This window comes from Pseudarthrobacter arbutini (assembly GCF_054510915.1).
Genome location: NZ_JBTNDQ010000021.1, coordinates 25,787 through 43,272 on the forward strand (window position 1 = coordinate 25,787; position 17,486 = coordinate 43,272).

At 67.4% G+C, this 17,486-nt stretch carries 16 protein-coding genes; 10 read left to right on the forward strand and 6 right to left on the reverse strand.

The genetic code is table 11. The features are described from left to right. Nucleotides 1–3 precede the first annotated feature (3 nt). A complete protein-coding gene (locus ACX80V_RS19880) occupies nt 4–867 on the forward strand; it encodes a phosphate ABC transporter ATP-binding protein (RefSeq protein WP_083510445.1) in 864 nt (287 codons plus the stop codon). Further along, nucleotides 868–1,605, forward strand: coding sequence for a class F sortase (locus ACX80V_RS19885; protein ID WP_485844595.1), 738 nt, complete (start codon nt 868–870; stop codon nt 1,603–1,605). 36 nt (nt 1,606–1,641) lie between these two features. Here ACX80V_RS19885 and ACX80V_RS19890 read toward each other — a convergent pair whose 3' ends face one another. Then, nucleotides 1,642–2,640, reverse strand: coding sequence for a DNA topoisomerase IB (locus ACX80V_RS19890; protein ID WP_485844596.1), 999 nt, complete (start codon nt 2,638–2,640; stop codon nt 1,642–1,644). Between the two features lie 162 nt (nt 2,641–2,802). Between ACX80V_RS19890 and rarD the strand changes: the two genes are divergently transcribed. After that, entirely contained in the window at nt 2,803–3,720 is a 918-nt protein-coding gene (rarD, locus tag ACX80V_RS19895) for an EamA family transporter RarD (RefSeq protein WP_485844597.1), read from the forward strand. Nucleotides 3,721–3,858: 138 nt separating this feature from the next. Here the strand turns inward: rarD and gabT are convergent, their stop codons facing one another. Together gabT and ACX80V_RS19905 are read right to left on the reverse strand one after the other, a co-directional pair. Further along, the gene (gene gabT / locus ACX80V_RS19900; RefSeq protein ID WP_254746806.1) at nt 3,859–5,229 is read right to left on the reverse strand and encodes a 4-aminobutyrate--2-oxoglutarate transaminase; all 1,371 of its coding nucleotides are present in this window, start codon (nt 5,227–5,229) and stop codon (nt 3,859–3,861) included. A gap of 100 nt (nt 5,230–5,329) precedes the next feature. Next, nucleotides 5,330–6,760 (reverse strand): gamma-aminobutyraldehyde dehydrogenase, encoded by a 1,431-nt coding sequence (locus ACX80V_RS19905; RefSeq protein ID WP_485844598.1) that lies wholly within the window; start codon nt 6,758–6,760, stop codon nt 5,330–5,332. 157 nt (nt 6,761–6,917) lie between these two features. Here ACX80V_RS19905 and ACX80V_RS19910 point away from each other — a divergent pair, with 157 nt between their 5' ends. After that, on the forward strand, nt 6,918–8,354 hold the full coding sequence (locus tag ACX80V_RS19910; protein WP_485844599.1) for a PucR family transcriptional regulator: 1,437 nt from the start codon (nt 6,918–6,920) through the stop codon (nt 8,352–8,354). Between the two features lie 10 nt (nt 8,355–8,364). Here ACX80V_RS19910 and ACX80V_RS19915 read toward each other — a convergent pair whose 3' ends face one another. After that, nucleotides 8,365–10,008 carry a CYTH and CHAD domain-containing protein gene (locus ACX80V_RS19915; RefSeq protein WP_485844600.1) on the reverse strand — a complete coding sequence of 548 codons (1,644 nt, stop codon included), beginning with the start codon at nt 10,006–10,008 and terminating at the stop codon, nt 8,365–8,367. Nucleotides 10,009–10,175: 167 nt separating this feature from the next. Here ACX80V_RS19915 and ACX80V_RS19920 point away from each other — a divergent pair, with 167 nt between their 5' ends. The 3 genes from ACX80V_RS19920 to ACX80V_RS19930 all read left to right on the forward strand — a co-directional run bounded on the left by ACX80V_RS19920 (nt 10,176) and on the right by ACX80V_RS19930 (nt 13,440). Then, nucleotides 10,176–11,399: an MFS transporter gene (locus tag ACX80V_RS19920; RefSeq protein ID WP_485844601.1), complete on the forward strand. Its 1,224-nt coding sequence runs from the start codon at nt 10,176–10,178 to the stop codon at nt 11,397–11,399. 6 nt (nt 11,400–11,405) lie between these two features. Further along, complete coding sequence (locus tag ACX80V_RS19925; RefSeq protein WP_056344716.1) at nt 11,406–12,086, forward strand: FadR/GntR family transcriptional regulator; 681 nt, start codon at nt 11,406–11,408, stop codon at nt 12,084–12,086. A 211-nt stretch (nt 12,087–12,297) separates the two neighbouring features. Beyond that, entirely contained in the window at nt 12,298–13,440 is a 1,143-nt protein-coding gene (locus tag ACX80V_RS19930; RefSeq protein WP_485844602.1) for an AI-2E family transporter, read from the forward strand. A 187-nt stretch (nt 13,441–13,627) separates the two neighbouring features. On the opposite strand, the gene ACX80V_RS19935 is transcribed toward ACX80V_RS19930, so the two are convergent. Next, the gene (locus tag ACX80V_RS19935) at nt 13,628–14,164 is read right to left on the reverse strand and encodes a hypothetical protein (protein WP_485844603.1); all 537 of its coding nucleotides are present in this window, start codon (nt 14,162–14,164) and stop codon (nt 13,628–13,630) included. Between the two features lie 155 nt (nt 14,165–14,319). Here ACX80V_RS19935 and ACX80V_RS19940 point away from each other — a divergent pair, with 155 nt between their 5' ends. From ACX80V_RS19940 to ACX80V_RS19950, 3 genes are read left to right on the forward strand one after another with little or no spacing between them, the layout of a single operon-like run. After that, on the forward strand, nt 14,320–14,607 hold the full coding sequence (locus tag ACX80V_RS19940) for a hypothetical protein (RefSeq protein WP_485844604.1): 288 nt from the start codon (nt 14,320–14,322) through the stop codon (nt 14,605–14,607). A 3-nt stretch (nt 14,608–14,610) separates the two neighbouring features. Further along, the gene (locus tag ACX80V_RS19945) at nt 14,611–15,438 is read left to right on the forward strand and encodes a DUF1206 domain-containing protein (RefSeq protein WP_485844605.1); all 828 of its coding nucleotides are present in this window, start codon (nt 14,611–14,613) and stop codon (nt 15,436–15,438) included. Nucleotides 15,439–15,458: 20 nt separating this feature from the next. Beyond that, a complete protein-coding gene (locus ACX80V_RS19950; protein ID WP_485844606.1) occupies nt 15,459–15,899 on the forward strand; it encodes an SRPBCC family protein in 441 nt (146 codons plus the stop codon). A gap of 93 nt (nt 15,900–15,992) precedes the next feature. On the opposite strand, the gene ACX80V_RS19955 is transcribed toward ACX80V_RS19950, so the two are convergent. After that, nucleotides 15,993–17,459: an FAD-dependent oxidoreductase gene (locus ACX80V_RS19955; protein ID WP_485844607.1), complete on the reverse strand. Its 1,467-nt coding sequence runs from the start codon at nt 17,457–17,459 to the stop codon at nt 15,993–15,995. Between the last annotated feature and the right edge of the window lie 27 nt (nt 17,460–17,486).

Consider the following 17,486-nt stretch of genomic DNA (forward strand, 5'->3'; position numbering starts at 1 on the left):
CTGATGACCACGCAATCATCCTCCGGCCACGCACTGGCCGTGTTCGATCCGCCCGAGGGCGAGGGCTTCCCGGATCCGTTCGCCGGGAGCGAGGCGGCCGAGCTCGACGCCAAGGCGGTCAGTGCCTGGTTCGGCGAGCGCAAAGTCCTGGACCGCGTCTCGCTGACCATGGAAGCGGGACAGGTCACGGCACTGATCGGCCCTTCGGGCTGCGGCAAGTCCACGTTCCTGCGGATCCTCAACCGGATGCACGAAATGGTGCCAACCGCGTCGCTGGCGGGGCAGGTCCTGCTCGACGGGGCCGACATCTACGATCCGGGCCGGCGGGTGACCCTGGCGCGCCGCAACATCGGCATGGTCTTCCAGAAAGCCAACCCCTTCCCGGCCATGTCCATCTACGAAAATACCGTCGCAGGGCTGAAGCTCGCCGGCATCAAGGCCAGCCGGCTGGAGAAGGACTTCCTGGTGGAGGATTCACTCCGCAAGGCATCCCTGTGGGACGAGGTCAAGGACCGGCTGCACCAGCCCGGCGGCGGACTGTCAGGCGGCCAGCAGCAGCGGCTGTGCATCGCCCGTTCCCTGGCGGTTTCCCCGCGGGTGCTGCTGATGGACGAGCCATGCTCGGCGCTGGACCCCACGTCCACCCGCCGCGTCGAGGAGACCATCGCGTCGCTGCGGGGACTTGTCACGATTGTCATCGTCACCCACAACATGCAGCAGGCCGCGCGTATCTCGGACACGTGTGCCTTCTTCCTGGCGGCACACAACGCGCCCGGGGCGATCGTTGAGCACGGCCCCACTGACGCCATGTTCCAGTACCCGCAGGACCAGCGCACCAGCGACTACGTCAACGGACGCTTCGGGTAAATGCGACGGGCCCCCACATCCGCGGCCCGCAGGCGCCGCCGCTTCCGTAACCTTGCCGCCGTCGGCCTGACCGGGCTGGGCCTTTCCGTGGTGCTGGTGTACGGAATCCCGCTCCTGACGGGAGCCCAGCCGCTGCTGGCAGTCCCCGGGCAGGCCACGGAATCTGCGCCGCAGCTGCCCGACTCCGCCGCCACAACGGCAGGCGGCGGCGCCCCGCTTGTGGTGGAGACGCCGGCAGAGGCTGAGGCGCTGGCCGGCCGGGAACTGGCCCGGACACCTGCTGGGCCGGGCCAGCCAGTGCGGGTGCAACTGCCGCGGCTCGGCATGGACATTCCCGTGTTGCCGATGGCCCTCCCGGCCGACCGCCGGGTCAACCCGCCGTCCAATGGATTCGCCTACTGGATCAGCGACTACGGACCGGCCGGTTCAGCGGCCACCAACACCACTTACCTGGCCGCCCACTCCTGGAACCTCGGCTACTCGGCCTTCAACGGTCTGATGGACATCCAGGCCGGCACGGGCCGGGCACAGCCCGGGGATGCGGTGCTGGTCACCACGCCGGAGGGCGTCACGAGATACACGGTCACGGGGGCGGCCGGCTATGCGAAGACCAGTCTCGGGCAGCGGGACGACCTCTGGGCTGCCGTGCCCGGGCGGCTGGTGCTGGTGACGTGCTTCCAGCTGAACGACGCCGGCGCCACCGAGAACTACGTTGTGTACGCCGAGCAAACGGGCTGAGCAGGCGGCCACAACAACCGGCAGCAACGGCGGGCCTCAGCCGCCCTGGCGCAGCGGCACCACGTCGCCTTCCCGGTACAGCAGGGCCCGGAGCTCGGCTTCCGCGGAGTCCAGGCGTTTGGGGTCAATGGTCTCCCCCGCGGCGAAGTGGTCCAGCAGCCGGGGATCAACATAGCTTTTCCGGGCGATCGACGGTGTGTTCCCCAGCACCGCAGCAGCCTCCAGCATGGCCACGCTGATGGCGCCCTTCCGCGCGGCAACGGTCGGTTGCGGGCCGCTGCGCGCCAGGCTGACGGCGGCGGCCACCGTCCCGTGCAGCGTGCGGAAGTCTTTGGCGGTGAAGTCCAGGCCCGTCCGCTCCTTGACGTAGGCATTGATGTCCGCGCTGGTGACCGGCCGCCAGGTCCGGCCCTCCTTGAACGCCAGGAGCCTGGCATTTCCACCGCGGCGCTTAAGCGTCCGCACCAGGGCGGCCAGGTCGGCGTCGTAAATTTCCGACTCCCAGTCCTTGCCGCTCTTGGCCGGGAACTTCAGCTCCAGGCACTCCTTCCGGACGTGGACATGCGCACACAGGAGCGTGGCCAGGCCGCGGCTGCCGTTCTCGTTGGTGTAGCGCTCGGACCCCACGCGCAGGGACCCGCTGTCCAGCATCCGGAAGGCCGCCGCCAGGACGCGTTCACGGCTGGGACCGTCGCTGCGCAGGTCCAGGGTGACCAGCCGGCGGGCGGTGGGCAGCGACTCGGCCAGCTGCAGGACGCGGTCGAACTTCACGCGGTCCTTCCGTTCGCGCCAGGCGGGGTGGTAGATGTACTGCAGCCGGCCCACCGCATCGAGGCCGGTCGCCTGGATGTGCCCGTTGTCGAACGGCGCAATCCAGACGTCGGTCCAGGCCGGCGGGATTCCGATGCTTTCCAGCCGGTCCCGGACCGGCCCCGGCGGCAGCGTGGAGCCGTCCAGGTCCCGGTAGCTGAACCCCGTTCCGGCGGGCACGCGACGGTAGCCGCGGCCGTTCGCGTTGCTGCGGCGGAGCCTCACGGGACGGCAACCTGCGGGGTCTTCGGTTCCATGAAGGAAAGCGTACTGACTCTTGACTGGAATACGCGTCCAGCAACTGGTGTTAATGGTTAGGTGCCTACGCCCCCTGAAACTACTGCCTTACCCACAACCGCCGTTACCGCGCCAGCAGGCCCCAAGGCTGTGGACAAGGAGACGACGGCGGGAGTCCTGTTCGGTTTCGGCGCGTACGGGTTGTGGGGGCTGCTCCCGCTGTACTTCTTCGCGCTGATGCCCGCCGGTGCGGTGGAGATCGTGGCCAACCGCGTGGTGTGGTCCCTGATTTTCTGCGTCCTCCTGGTCACGGTCACGCGGTCCTGGCGTGCGCTGGCCGCAGCGTTCCGCGACCGTTCGGTGTTCGGCACCCTCGCCATCGCCGCGGCCCTCATTGCGGTGAACTGGCTGACCTATACCTACGGCGTCACCACCGGCCAGGCCGTCGAAGCCTCGCTGGGCTACTTCATCAACCCCTTGGTCTCGGTCCTCCTGGGTGTGTTCGTCCTCAAGGAGAAGCTGCGTCCCCTCCAGTGGGCCGCCGTCGGAATCGGGTTTGTGGCAGTAGGCGTGCTGACCGTGAGCTACGGCAAACTGCCGTGGATCGCCCTGACCCTGGCCTTCAGCTTCGGGCTGTACGGGTTCGTGAAGAAGCGCGTTGGGCCGAAGGCGGACGCGGTGACCAGCCTCAGCGTGGAGACCATCGTGCTGGCACCGATCGCGGCGGCCACCATGGTGTTCCTCGGCGTCAGCGGCTCGGCCACCCTGGCCAGCCAGGGCCCCGGACACTTCTGGCTCCTCGTGGCCTCCGGCGTGATCACCGCGGTGCCGCTGCTGTTCTTCGGTGCGTCGGCCCGCCGGCTGCCCATGACCACCATCGGGCTGCTGCAGTATGTTGCCCCGCTCCTGCAGTTCATCGTGGCGCTGGTGGTGTTCCAGGAAGCCATGACCGCCAGCCGCTGGATCGGCTTCGGTGTGGTGTGGCTGGCCCTGCTGGTGCTGACTGTCGATATGCTGCGGATGGCAGGCAAGAACTCAAGGGCCAGGAAACTCGCACGCTCCTCGTAGGACCGGCGCGAAGGGACACTTAAGCCCCACACCCCAAAGCGCGAACGAACACTTGAGGCCCTGGAAACGCGAGTTTCCAGGGCCTCAAGTGTTCGTTCGCGCCGTTGCGAGGGGACGCTAACTCTATGCGGACGGTTCTTAGGCGTTGGCCTTGATGGCCGCTGCCAGGACGTCCAGGCCGTCGTTCAGCAGGTCGTCGGTGATGACCAGCGGGGGCAGCAGGCGGATGACGTTGCCGTAGGTGCCGCAGGTGAGGATGATGACACCCTCCTTGAGGCAGGCAGCGGCCACGGCCTTGGTCAGCTCGGGGTTGGGTTCCTTGGAGCCGGCCTGGACCAGTTCGACGGCCAGCATCGCGCCGCGGCCGCGGATGTCGCCGATCACGGACTTCCCGGCGCCGGCCAGTTCGGCCTGCAGTTCCTGCAGGCGTCCCGTGGCGAGCGATTCAATGTGGCGTGCACGTCCGGCGAGGTTGTACTCCTCCATGGACCCGATCGCGGCCAATGCGGCAGCGCACGCCACCGGGTTACCGCCGTAGGTGCCGCCCAGGCCGCCCGGGTGGACGGCGTCGAGCAGGTCAGCGCGGCCGGTGATCGCGGAGAGCGGCATGCCGCCCGCGATGCCCTTGGCCATGGTGATGATGTCCGGGACAACGTCCTCGTGGTTGACCGCGAACCATTCGCCGGTGCGGCAGAAGCCGGACTGGACTTCGTCGGCGATGAACACGACGCCGTTGGCCTTGGCCCAGGCGGCCAGCGCGGGGAGGAAGCCCTCGGCGGGGACGATGAAGCCGCCCTCGCCCTGGATGGGTTCGATGATGATCGCGGCAACCTGGTCGCCGCCGATCTGCTTCTCGATCATGGTGATGGCGCGCTTGGCAGCCTCGGCACCGGTGATCGAGGGGTTCTCCTCGCGGTACGGGTAGCTCATGGGCATGCGGTAGACCTCGGGCGCGAACGGGCCGAAGTTGGTCTTGTACGGCATGGCCTTCGCGGTCAGCGCCATGGTCAGGTTGGTGCGGCCGTGGTAGGCGTGGTCAAAGGCGACGACGGCGTCACGCCCGGTGGCGAGGCGGGCCACCTTGACGGCGTTCTCCACAGCCTCGGCGCCGGAGTTGAACAGCACCGTCCGCTTCTCGTGGTCGCCCGGGGTCAGGCGGTTGAGCTGCTCCGCGAGTGCCACGTAGCTTTCGTACGGGGTGACCATAAAGCAGGTGTGCGTGAAGTGCTCCACGGCTTCCTTTACGGCACCGACGACGGCGGGATCGGACGCGCCGACGCTGGTCACCGCGATGCCCGAGCCGAGGTCGATGAAGGAGTTTCCGTCGACGTCGTGGATGATGCCGCCGTCGGCGTCCGCAACGTAGACCGGAACGGCGGAGGCGACACCCGCGGCGACCACTGCCTTGCGGCGCTCGGTCAGGGCGATGGACTTGGGGCCCGGGAAGTCGGCCTGGACACGGCGCTTCTGTTCCAGGCGGAAGGTGATTTCACTTGCTGTGGTGCTCATGGGAGTCTTCTTTCTGCGTGGCGGGGTCTCGACAAGCTCGACCACCGGAACTCTTGATGCGGGGGCGGGGTCTCGGGAAGCTTGACCACCGGGAGTGCTGCTAGGCGTCGAGTGCGCTCATGACGTGCTTGATGCGCGTGTAGTCCTCCACGCCGTACATGGAGAGGTCCTTGCCGTAGCCGGACTGCTTGAAGCCGCCGTGCGGCATTTCGGCCGTCAGGAGGATGTGCGTGTTGATCCACACCGCGCCGAAGTCCAGGTCGCGGCTCATCCGCATCGCCGTGCCGTGGTCGGACGTCCAGACGCTGGAGGCGAGGGCGTATTCGACGTCGTTCGCCAGCTCGAGTGCCTCCGCCTCGGAGGAGAACTTCTGCACCGTGATGACCGGGCCGAAGGTTTCCTGCTGGACGATGTCGTCAGTCTGCTTGGCGCCGGTGACGATGGTGGGTTCGAAGAAGAAGCCCTTATCCCCGGCGCGGTGCCCGCCCGTGACAACCTTGCAGTTTTCCGGCAGGTGCTCCACCACGGAGGTGACGGCGTTGAAGTGGTTCACGTTGTTCAGCGGCCCGAAGTAGTTGTCTTCGTCATTCTGCGAGCCGGTGTGCAGGGTCTTGGTGTGTTCCACCATGGCCGCCACGACGTCGTCGTGGACCGAGTCCTCCACCAGCACGCGGGTGATGGCGGTGCAATCCTGGCCGGCGTTGAAGAAGGCGAACTCGGCGATGGCCGCGGCGCTCTTCTTGATGTCGGCGTCCTTGAACACGATGGCCGGGGCCTTGCCGCCGAGTTCCAGGTGGGCGCGCTTGAGGCCCTTCGCGGCCCCGGAGGCCACGGCGATGCCGGCCCGGACGGAACCCGTGATGGAGACCAGGCCGGGGACCCGGTGTTCCACCATCATGGCGCCGGTTGCGCCGGTTCCCAGCACGACGTTCAGCACGCCGGCAGGCAGGATGTCGCCGGCCAGGCGGGCCAGCACCAGGGTGGATTCGGGGGTGGTGTCGGAGGGCTTGAGGACCACGGTGTTGCCGGCGGCGAGCGCGGGGCCGATCTTCCAGATGGCCATCAGGAACGGGTAGTTCCAGGGTGCAACCTGCGCCACGACACCGATGGGTTCGCGGCGCACGTAGGAGGTGTGGCCTTCGAAGTACTCGCCTGCTGACTTTCCTTCCAGGATGCGCGCGGCACCGGCGAAGAAGCGGAGCTGGTCGGCGCCGGCGGCAATTTCCTCGGAGGCAATCAGGGAGCGGACCTGCCCGGTGTTGCGGTGCTGGGCCTCGACAAGTTCGTCGCTGTTGGCTTCAACGGCGTCCGCGAGCTTGAGCAGCATCAGCTGGCGCTGCCCGGGGGTTACGTGCTTCCAGGTCTTGAAGGCGTCCTTGGCCGCGGTCATGGCGGCGTCGACGTCGGCCTGGATGGAGACGGGAGACTGCGCCACTACCTCGCCGTTGGTGGGATTAACGATGTCCAGCAGGGCGGTGCCCGCGGGCGTGACGAACTCACCATTGATGAAGTTCTGCAAGGTTTGAACCACGGTGTACAACCTCTTTCATAGGGAACATCAGCTGCGAAGCGGATGGTTGCGACTGCCTTGAGCCTATGCCAGCACCTTCCCCCCGGGGAATAGCCACCTGCACACCTTTGGCCGCAATGTTTAGTGCGGTTGACCAGCGTCCGTCTATCCTTGAGCCATGGCCATTTCCCTCGCCACCCTGCTCGGCGTGCACTCCCTCCACCTGTCCAATGCAGGCCTTGCCGAGACCACCTGGCACGAGGACATCAACTGGGTTGCCGTCACGGAACTGGAGGACCCGCAGCGTTTCCTCAGCGGCGGCGAACTGGTCCTCACCACCGGCATGCGCCTGCGGTCCGCGCCCGAGCAGCGGCGCTTCGTCCGGCAGGTCCAGCGCGCCGGAGCCGTGGGCATTGGTTTCGGGACAGGTCTGACGCACGACGCCGTCCCGCCGGCCCTGATTGCCGAGGCCAACCGCTGGGGGCTGCCGATCGTCCAGGTGCCTTACGAGACTCCGTTCATTGCCATCGGCAAGCTGGTGGCGGAAGCGCAGGCCGCTGATCATGTCGCCAAGCTGGAGCGCCTGATAGCGGGCCACCAGATCCTGGCCCGCGCCCTGCTCACCGGCGGTGGCCTCACCCAGCTCCTGAAGCATCTGGGCGGGATGCTGCGGACTGAGATTGCCCTCACCCAGTTCACCGCCCACCTGTACAACAGCGGCGCCGAACTCCCCTCCGCTGACACGTGGGCGTCCTACCCCATCCCCACCGGCCGCCGCGATGCCTGCACGCTGTGGGTCCGCCAGCCGTTCGAGGATTCGGGCATCATCGGCTACGCCCAGAACCTGATCAGCGTGGAGCTGAACAACATGGTCAAGCAGCGCCAGGCCCAGCGCGCCTTGTGCGGCCAAGTGCTGGAGGACGTCATCCACGGCGCCCTGGAGACCAGCGAGGCCCAACGCCGGCTCGCCGGTGTGGGCCTTAACAGCACACGCAAAAACGTGGTGCTGCTGGCGGTGTCCGCCGCCCATCACAAGGCCCTGGTGAGCACCTCGGTGCCGCAGCCGCTGGAGAACGCGGTGGCCGCCGTCGTCGGGAAGGACCTGGTGGTGGTAATTAACGACGACGGCGGCGCGGCACCTGCACTGGCCAGGCGCCTCAGCGACCACCTGGCTGAGGCCGGGATCCACGCCACGATCGGCATCGGCGGCGCGTACACCAAGCCGAACGGCCTGCGCTGGAGCTACTTCGAGGCCCGCGATGCGGCCAGCCACGGCCTGCCGGTGAACGAGCCGGAACGCCTGAGCCTGACCTCCCTGCTGCTGGCCAGTGAAGACGTTCCCCTGGCCGACATGGCCCACGAGTCGCTGAACCCGCTGCGCGCGTTCGACGCCGCCCACGGTGCGGAACTGGTGACCACGCTGGAAAGCTACCTGAACAACAACGGTTCCGTGGCCGCCGTCGCCGAAGCCCTGACCCTGCACCGGAACACCGTGCGGTACCGGCTGGCGCAGATCACCGAACTCACCGGCTACGATCCTTCGGTCACGGCGGACCGTGTGCAGCTGTGGCTGGCGCTCGCCGTGTCGCGGCTCGGAGCGCGGCAATCCAGGTAGGCCCGCTGCCCTAAATGACCGTCCCCCGGAGGACCTTGCGGGACTTCTTGCGTTCCTTCAGGTACTCAGCTTCGGCGTCGGCCGCGAGCTGCACCTGCCGTGTATGGAGCGTGACGTAGGCCGACGCGACGGCCTCGGGCAGGTCCGGCGCCGCCGCCAGCTTGGCCAGCAGGTCCCGGGCCACAACACTGTCGTGGAAATCGCCGAGGATCTGCTGCTGGCGGCGCGCGGCCTTGGCGATTTTCGTGGCGTGCTTGCCTTGGACCGGCTCCACGGACTCCGCCACGTGCCGCAGCCGCTTGGCGTCCTTGCGCACCTGGTGCAGCGCCGTCTCGTGCTCGGCTCCCCTACGTGTCCGCTTGGCTGTCCTGGCTGCGCGCTCCAGCCTCTTGGCTGCCTTGGCCACGAGCTTGACCGCCGCCTTGCGGGCCGGGGCTGCGGCGCCCGGGCGGACCGGCGGGTTGTCAAGGAAGGCCTCGAGGCCGTCCAGGAGTTGGAAATAGCGCGCGGAAACCATCGCCATCTGGAGTTTCCTGTGGGCTGCGTCCCGGCTGGCTCCGAGGTCATCCTCCAGCCGGTCCTTCACCGCCGAAGCCAGTACGGGGGGCAGCTCCGCCATATGCCCGCGCAGGCGGTCCAATATGACTTCAGCGTCCCGCGGCACGCCCAGCACGCGGCCAAGCCATTTGAGCTCGGTACCGAGGTGCCGCACAGCCAGGGCATTGTAGAACCGCCGGTAGGCCTGCAGCGCCGAACGGGCCCGGCGGGTGGCCGACCGCAGGTCGTGCACAGCCTCGGGTTCCTCCAGGCGGACGCCGGGATCGTGCGCCAGGATCTCGCTGATCTGCTCAGCCAGGTAAGCGGCCAGGAGGTCCGACACAGGCCCCTTTTTGCCAGGACTTTTTGGGCCGGCAGCGGCACCGGACTCCCTGCCAGGCAGTGCCAGGACTTTTGCCAGCTTGGAGCCGTGCTTGGCCGGGAGCGCCCCGGCGGCCGCCAGGATTTCCTCAGCGGCCGGGAACAGTTCAGGACTCCCGTGCACCAGCTCGAGCTCCCATTCACGCCACTGCCGCGTCCGGGCCTCCCCCTCGGGCGCTGCCGTGTCCCCCACCGCGGCGTCACCCGCGTCACCCGCGTCACCCGCGCCGCCCGCAGCGCCGAGCAGCTCTGCGCTCACGCGGTCATCCGCCAGGTCCGCCAGATGGACACCGTCCCCGCCGTATAACGCATAGGTGGTCCGCTGGGTTTTCAGCCGGACCACCGGGGCGGCGTCCTCGCCGCGGAGGTAGGCCAGCACGTGCGCCAACAGGCTGTCAGGAACGACGCCGGGCTGGCCCAGCGGGGCGTGCAGCTCGCGGCGCCGCCGGGGTTCCGAGCCGGAGCCGTCGGCTGCGTCGCCAGACTCCTCGTCGGATCCGGGGCCCTCCGCGGTCAGCTTCAGGTGCCAGCCGGCGTCGACTCCGCCGGTGCGGCGGCGAAGCGTGATGTCACGGGAGGCGAGCGTGTGGGTTTGCGTGTCGAAGTACACCGCTTCCAGGGTGTCCACGTGGGGCTCCCCCACCCGGGTGACCCCGGGGATCTCCGCGAGCGACGGCACCTCGGCGTCCTGACCGACGTCGTACTTCTTTTCGACCTCAACTGCCTGCGAAGCCATGACCGGCCGTCCTTCCACGTTGATGGGCGCCAGATCCTGCCGGGCGAGTTCCCTTGAGCCCGGGGGCTGAACTCTGGTGGCCTGAGTCTATGCCCGCAACATTAACGGCCGCGAGAGGTTCACCACAGAACCCTAGACATCAAACGTCAAACGTCTAACCTTAAGACATGACTGTTGCCCCTTCAGATGCCCCGACGCTGTCCGACGCGCCGCCCAAACCGCGCTCCGCCGTCGTCTTCGGAGTCATTGCGCTGGTGCTGATTGGGCTGAACCTGCGGGCGGGGATCGCGGGCGCGTCTGCCCTCCTCCATGATTTTCAGCAGGTCCTGGGCTACGGACCGCTGGTGGCGGCGATCATTCCGTCCATCCCGACGCTCTGTTTTGCGGTGGCGGGCGCGGCGACGTCGTGGCTGACCGGACGGCTCGGCGTCGAGAAGGCCATCCTGCTGGCACTTGGATTCCTGGCCGGCGGGCTGCTGCTCCGCGGGATCCCGGCAACGGGCATGCTGGTGGCGGGCACCGTGGTGGGGATGTCCGGCCTGGCGGTCTGCAACGTGGCCATGCCGTCATTCATCCGCGAGCATTTTGCCCACCGGACGTCGGCGATGACGGCGCTCTACACCGTCACCATGACCACCGGCGCCACCGTCACCGCCGTCGCCGTGGTCCCGCTGGCCCTGACGCTCGGCTCGCCGTCCGCCGCAGTGGGCGCGATCGGATTCCTGGCAGTGGCTGCCTTCCTGGGCTTCCTGCCCGTCGTTCTGCATGCGCACCGCAACAGCGTCCGGAGCACGGCACCCCGCATCTCCCCGTGGCCACTGCTGCGTACCCGGAAGGGCCAGCTGCTTACCGCCATTTTTGCCCTCCAGGCGCTGCTCGCCTACTCACTGATCAGCTGGTTCCCGTCCATGCTGATCAGCATGGGCCTCAGCTCAGCGGACAGCGGCCTGATGTACGGGCTGATGCAGCTGGTCTCCGTGCCTGCCGGCATGGTGCTGCTCGCCATCGGCTCGCGGCCCCGGATGCTCCGGCCGGCGCTGTATCTGGTCAGCAGCACTATGGTGGCCGGCCTGGCGTCACTGCTGGTGGTGCCGGTGGGCCTGGCCATCATTCCCACCGTCCTGCTCGGCTTCGGCCTGGGCATTTTCCCGCTGGTGATGGTGATGATCAGCCGGAGCGGGACAAGCACCGCTGAGACCACAGCCCTGTCCACCCTGGCGCAGTCCACCGGCTACCTGCTGGCCACGGCGGGCCCCTTCGGCGCCGGCCTGCTGTTCAGCGGCACCGGCGGCTGGTCGCTTCCCGTGGCACTCCTGCTGGGCCTTGCCGTGGCCCAAGTGGTGGTGGCCCACCTGATCTCACGCGCCCCCTTGTCCGGCCTGAAGAAGTAGGACGCCATGACCCTGAGCACCTCACACCGCCAGCCCCTCGCCGACGAGGTCACCGCCAAACTCCGGCAGATGATCCACTCCGGCGAGTGGCCCCTTGACCAGCGCATCCCCGCCGAGCCGGAACTGATGCAGGGCCTGGGCGTCTCGCGCGGCACGTTGCGCGAGGCCATCAGGGCCCTGGCCCACAGCGGGATGCTGGAGGTCCGCCGGGGCGACGGCACCTACGTCCGCGCCACCAGCGAGATGTCCGGCGCCGCCCGGCGCATGTACCAGGACCACTCGGACGAACACATCCTCGAGGTCCGGCTGGGCCTGGACACCCAGGCCGCGCGCCTGGCCGCCCGGAACGCAACGGCCGACGACGTCGCCGCCCTCCGTGCTGTCCTGGCCACCCGGGAAGTCGCTTGGAACGCCGCGGACTTCGAGGGGTGGGCCCGGGCCGACTGGGACTTCCACGCGCGCGTGGCCCAGGCCACCGGGAACCCGCTGCTGCACGAGCTCTACGTCAGTTTCGGCGACGTGTTCCACCAGGACCTGCTCAAGCAGCAACGCAAGGGCCGGCTGGACGGCCTCACGTACGAGGGCCACGGCGCCCTGGTGGACGCGATCGAGGCCCACGACGCCGACGCCGCGGTGGCCAGCGTCAACCAGAACCTGAACACCTGCGCGGAGTGGCTGCGGGCGTAGGTCCAGTTCCTGCCTGATGGCCCAACTAGGTAGCACTAAGTGTCGTTTTGAGGGCTCATAACGACACTTAGTGCTACCTAGTTTCGAAGGGCGCGCGAAGGTGGGGTTTCTCCGCAGGCCAGCCCCATCAGTAGGCTTACTACCTGACGCAGGTAGTTACGCCCCGGGTGCCGCCCGCATCCGGGGTGCCCGCCCATGACCAGGAGTTTCCATGTCACGAGCCACCCACCAGGCCCCGAACGAAGAGACCCCCAGCGAAGTGACCCCAACGAAGCCGCGGGACCGGAAGCCGCCCGGCGCGCTGTGGGCCGATGGGCTGGGAAGAGTGGGGATCCGTTCGGCCCAGGTCCTGCTGATCCTGGCAGTGGCCGTGGTCTCTGTGTACGCCCTGATGCAGATCAAGCTTCTGGTCATTCCGATCCTGATCGCCCTGATCCTTGCCGCGGCCATAGGCCCGTTCGTCAACTTGCTCCGCCGCCGCGGCTTGCCGGGCGCCGCGGCCACGGGACTGGCCTTTGTGGCGCTCCTGCTCCTGCTGGCAGGCGTTGGTACGGTCATCTACTTCTCCGTCCGGAGCCAGTGGGCCGAGCTGGCGCAGCAGGCCTCCTCCGGACTGGACGAGCTGGAGCAGTTCCTGCTCACCGGTCCAATTCCGATCGACCGGGAGCAGCTGAACCAGGCGCGGGAGGGGATCATCCAGTTTGCCACCAGCAGCCAGGTCCGCTCGGGTGCCATCACCGGACTGTCCGTGGTGACAGAGTTCCTGGCCGGAAGCGCACTGATGGTGGTCATCCTGTTCTTCTTCCTCAAGGACGGCGCCAAAATCTGGAACTTCTTCCTGCGACCCTTCAGCGGGCAGCGGGAAGCAAAACTCCGCCGCGTGGGCAGCCGCACCCTCGAAGTCCTGGGCGGCTACGTCCGCGGCACCGCCATCGTGGCCCTGGTGGATGCCGTGGCCATCGGCGCGGCACTCCTGATCCTGCAGGTTCCACTGGCGTTCCCGCTGGCCATCATCATCTTCATGACCGCTTTCATCCCGCTGGTGGGAGCCACTGTTGCCGGCATCCTCGCGGCCCTGGTGGCGCTGATCGTGGTGGCCGTGGTGATCGCCGTGAACCAGCTGGAGGGTGACCTGCTGCAGCCGATCGTGATGGGCAAGTCGCTCCAGCTTCACGCGCTGGTGATCCTGATGGCCCTGACTGCCGGCACCATCCTGGCGGGCATCATCGGCGCGGTCCTGTCTGTCCCCATGGCGGCCGTCATCTGGGCTGTCATTCAGGTGTGGACCGCTGAGGATCCGAACCTTGAGGACATGAATCCGGACCTCCCGCCGCCCAACAGCCAGCCCGCCTGACTCGGGCTGAGCCAATTTCGACGCGCACATCCACTGGCGCACCCGAAATATCAGGTGCGGCAGGGAATCTGCGCGTCGCGGGAAAACTTGCGCGTCGCAAGGATTAACGCTCGACGACGGTCCGGCACCTGGGTGCCGGACCGTCGTCGAGCGTTAATGCAGTTTGCCGCTGCCGGCGTTACTGCGGTCAGGAGCGGAGGCCCTGGAACACATTCTTGGGCCGCTGCATCTCGCCATGCTTGGCACCGAGGATTATCACGGCAGCGGCGAAGGCCGGGACGGCCCACTGCAGCACCTTGAGCTGCTGCTGAGCCGACTGCAGTTCCTCGGACGCACCGGGATTCGGCTCGGTGGCGCCCCGCGCTCCCTCGTCCGCGAGCTTCTCTACCTTCTTGCCAAGGATGCCGGCGTAGAGTGTCACGGCGGCACCGGCAACCGTGACCGCCGTCTTGATCGCGGTATCGCGGGCCACACCGTCCTGCTTCGCGATGCGTCCCTTGTTTTCCCACGCGATGGCGAGGTCAGCCACCAGGTGGGAGGCGAAAGCCGCCGTCTGGATCGGAGCCCACTTCATCCAGCCCGCGCTGGACAGACGAGTGCGTTCCGTCGGATCCTTGGCTTCCGCAGCCGCGCCGTTCAACCCGATAGCGCCCATCAGCGATCCGCCGAACCACGCCGCAGCCGTCAAGTCGTGAACGGACCGGGCAACAAGATTTCCTGCCATGATGTGTATTCCTCACGTTGAACTGGTTATGAATTGCCGCTGGTGCGGTCTTTACTGGCCGCGTCCCCTCAAGATCATGCTCACGCTATCGTAAGCACACTTACTAATATTACGGAACCCCGTCTTCAACAGCGGATACGCGTAATATCGTCGCCATGGAAACAGGGACTTTGTTCGGCTGGGCATTCGGAGACCTCGCCCGGGAAGATGACGACGCATACATGGCAGGCCTCGAGAAGGATGCCCTGCGGAACGCCAGGGAGACGGCCGAGGCCAAGGGCGTAACAGTGATTGCTGGCTCCGAGGTTTTCACGGCCCTGAGTGCAAATGACAGCCTGGTGGAGCTGGATCACGCTCCGGGCAAGCTGGTGGTCCGCTGCACGGTGCACGTTGAAGGCCCCGGTGCCGGGAAGCTCCACGCAGAGGGGCCCATGAACGGCTGACTCATGGCAGACGGGGAATCCAGCATCGGCGAGGCGGCAGACGCCGTCGAGGAGGCGTCCGACACCAAGGCGCTGGACGTCGTAGCGCGCTCGGGTTTTGCCGTGATGGCCCTGCTCCACATCATTGTCGGCGCCATTGCCATCGCCCTGGCCTTCGGGCAACCCGGGCAGGCGGAAGCCACGGGCGCCATCGAGCAGTTGGGCGCCAACCCGTGGGGGCCGGCCGTTCTGTGGTCGTGCGTGGTTGCGTGCACCGGCCTGGCCTTGTGGCAGCTGAGTGAAGCCACGCTCCGGTCCCGGCGTCTGCCTGGCCCAAAACGCTGGGGAAAACTGGTCTCCTCAGGCTGCCTGACCGTTACCTATGGCAGCGTGGGGCTCAGCTTTGCGGGTTTCGCCATCGGCATGCGAGGGGACTCGGGAGACACCACCCGGGACTTCAGCACCGCACTCCTGAACGCCCCGTTCGGGCTGCCTGTGCTGGTGGCCGTCGGCCTGACCACCATGGGCGTCGGCGTGTACTTCGTGGTGAAGGGCCTGCGGCGCGGGTTCAAAAAGGAGCTCTTTCGGTTTGAAGGCACCCGGCGCGGCAAGCTCATCGACTCCCTGGGCGTCACCGGTCACGTGGCCAAGGGGGTCGCGCTGAACCTGGCCGGGCTGTTGTTTGTGATCGCGGCCAGCAAACAGAGTCCCGAAGAATCCACCGGCCTGGACGGCAGCCTGAAGGCGCTCCGCGACCACCCGTTCGGCCCGTACCTGCTTGTCGCGATCGGAGCCGGCTTCATCTGCTACGGCATGTTCGCGCTCGTCCGGGCGCGGTTTGGCCGGATGTAACCACCGATGGAGGGAAAACCATGTCAACCGTGAGCCGCCTGTTCAACACCCCGGCCGACGTCGTCTGGAACGTGATTGCCGACGGGTGGCTTTACTCCGGCTGGGTGGTGGGGGCCTCCCGCATCCGTGCCGTCGACGCCCACTGGCCCGAGGCCGGTTCAAAGCTCCACCACTCGGTGGGCGCCTGGCCGCTGGTGATCAACGACAGCACGCGCGTTGCCGCCGTCGAACCCCACCGCTCCCTGGAACTGGTGGCGCGCGGCTGGCCCCTGGGCGAAGCCAAAGTGGTGATCACTCTAGAGGATATGGGCACGCAGTGCGGGGTCTCCATCGCCGAGGATGCCATCCGTGGACCGGGCAAGCTCGTGCCCAAGGTGCTGCGGGACCCGCTGATCGACGTGAGGAACCGGGAAACCCTCAGCCGACTGGAACTAATGGCGGCCGGTGGGGCGGGGAGCTAGGCCCGGACGTTAAAGCAACGCGGGGTCACTTCCTGCCCAATAAAGCGTGATTATTGGGCGGGACGTGACCCCGCGTTGGGTCCGGGTTGCCTCCTAGACGTTGGCGGCTACGCCGTCGCGGGAGATGGCGACCATGTCCTCGCGCGGCACCACTTTGATACGCTCCCGCTTGACCTCAACTCCGTGTGATCCGCCGGCCTCCGTCGCCGCCGCACCGAGCGCGAGTTCGTGCGCGTCCAAGGCAAGCCAGCCTTCCCAGCTGGTGAACTTCACGCCGCGGGCATCGAGAAGTTCGACGACGGCATCCGCCTCGGGAACAGCGGCGACCGGGAGGTTTTCGCGGTCCTCCAGCAGGTAGGTCACGGTCTCGAGGGCGTCGCCCTTGGTGTGGCCGATCAGGCCCACCGGGCCGCGCTTGATCCAGCCGGTGGCGTAGATGCCCGGCACGTGGGTGCCGGCGGCATCCAGGACGCGGCCGCCGTCGTTCGGTACCACGCCCTTCTTATGGTCGAACTCGATCTCCGGCAGCGCCGAACCGAAGTAGCCGATCGAGCGGTAGACGGCCTGGACGGGGTAGTCCACGAACTCGCCCGTGCCGCGGGCGTTGCCCGTGCCGTCCAGCTCGGTGCGCTCGAACCTCATGCCGGCAACCTTGCCCGGCGTCGCGGCGTCGTCGTAAATTTCCACCGGGCTGTGCAGGAAGTGCAGGTGCAGGCGACGGGATGCGGTGAGCTCGGAGAGGTCCTCGGGCTGCTCGGCGATCCAGTTCGTGAGGGTGCCCACCATGGTTTTGGTCTGGTTGTTGCTCTGGATCTGGCGGTCCGATTCCTCGTCGAACTCGAAGTCCTCGGCGTAGAGGATGATGTCCACGTCCTTCGAGTGGGAGAGTTCGCGCAGCTCCAAGGGCGTGAACTTGACCTGGGCCGGGCCGCGGCGGCCGAACACGTGCACGTCCGTGACGGGCGAGGACTTCAGCTCGGCGTAGACGTTGTCCGGGATTTCGGAGACCAGGAGGTCGTCGGCGTGCTTGGAGAGCATGCGGGCCACGTCCAGGGCCACGTTGCCGTTGCCGATCACGGCGATTTCCTTGGCCTCCAGCGGCCATTCGCGGGCGACGTCGGGGTGGCCGTCGTACCAGGAGACGAAGTCCGCGCCGCCGTAGGAGCCGTCCAGCTCGATGCCCGGGATGTTCAGGTCCGCGTCCTTGATGGCGCCGGTGGCGAAGATGACGGCGTCGTAGTGCGTGCGGAGGTCCTCGATGGAGATGTCGGTGCCGTAGTCCACGTTGCCGAAGAAGCGGATGTCGCCGCGGTCCAGGACCTTGTGCAGGGCGTTGACGATGCCCTTGATGCGCGGGTGGTCCGGGGCCACTCCGTAGCGGATCAGGCCGTAGGGTGCCGGGTAGCGGTCAAAGAGGTCGATGCTCACGGTGAGCTCGCCGCTCTTGACGGCTTCGCTCTTGGTGAGGATGTCCGCAGCGTAGACGCCGGCCGGGCCGGAGCCCACAACGGCAACGCGCAGCGGACGCTCGGCAGATCCTACGGAGGTGCTTGATGACACGGCTGTGTTCCTTTTGTTCGTTCCGGA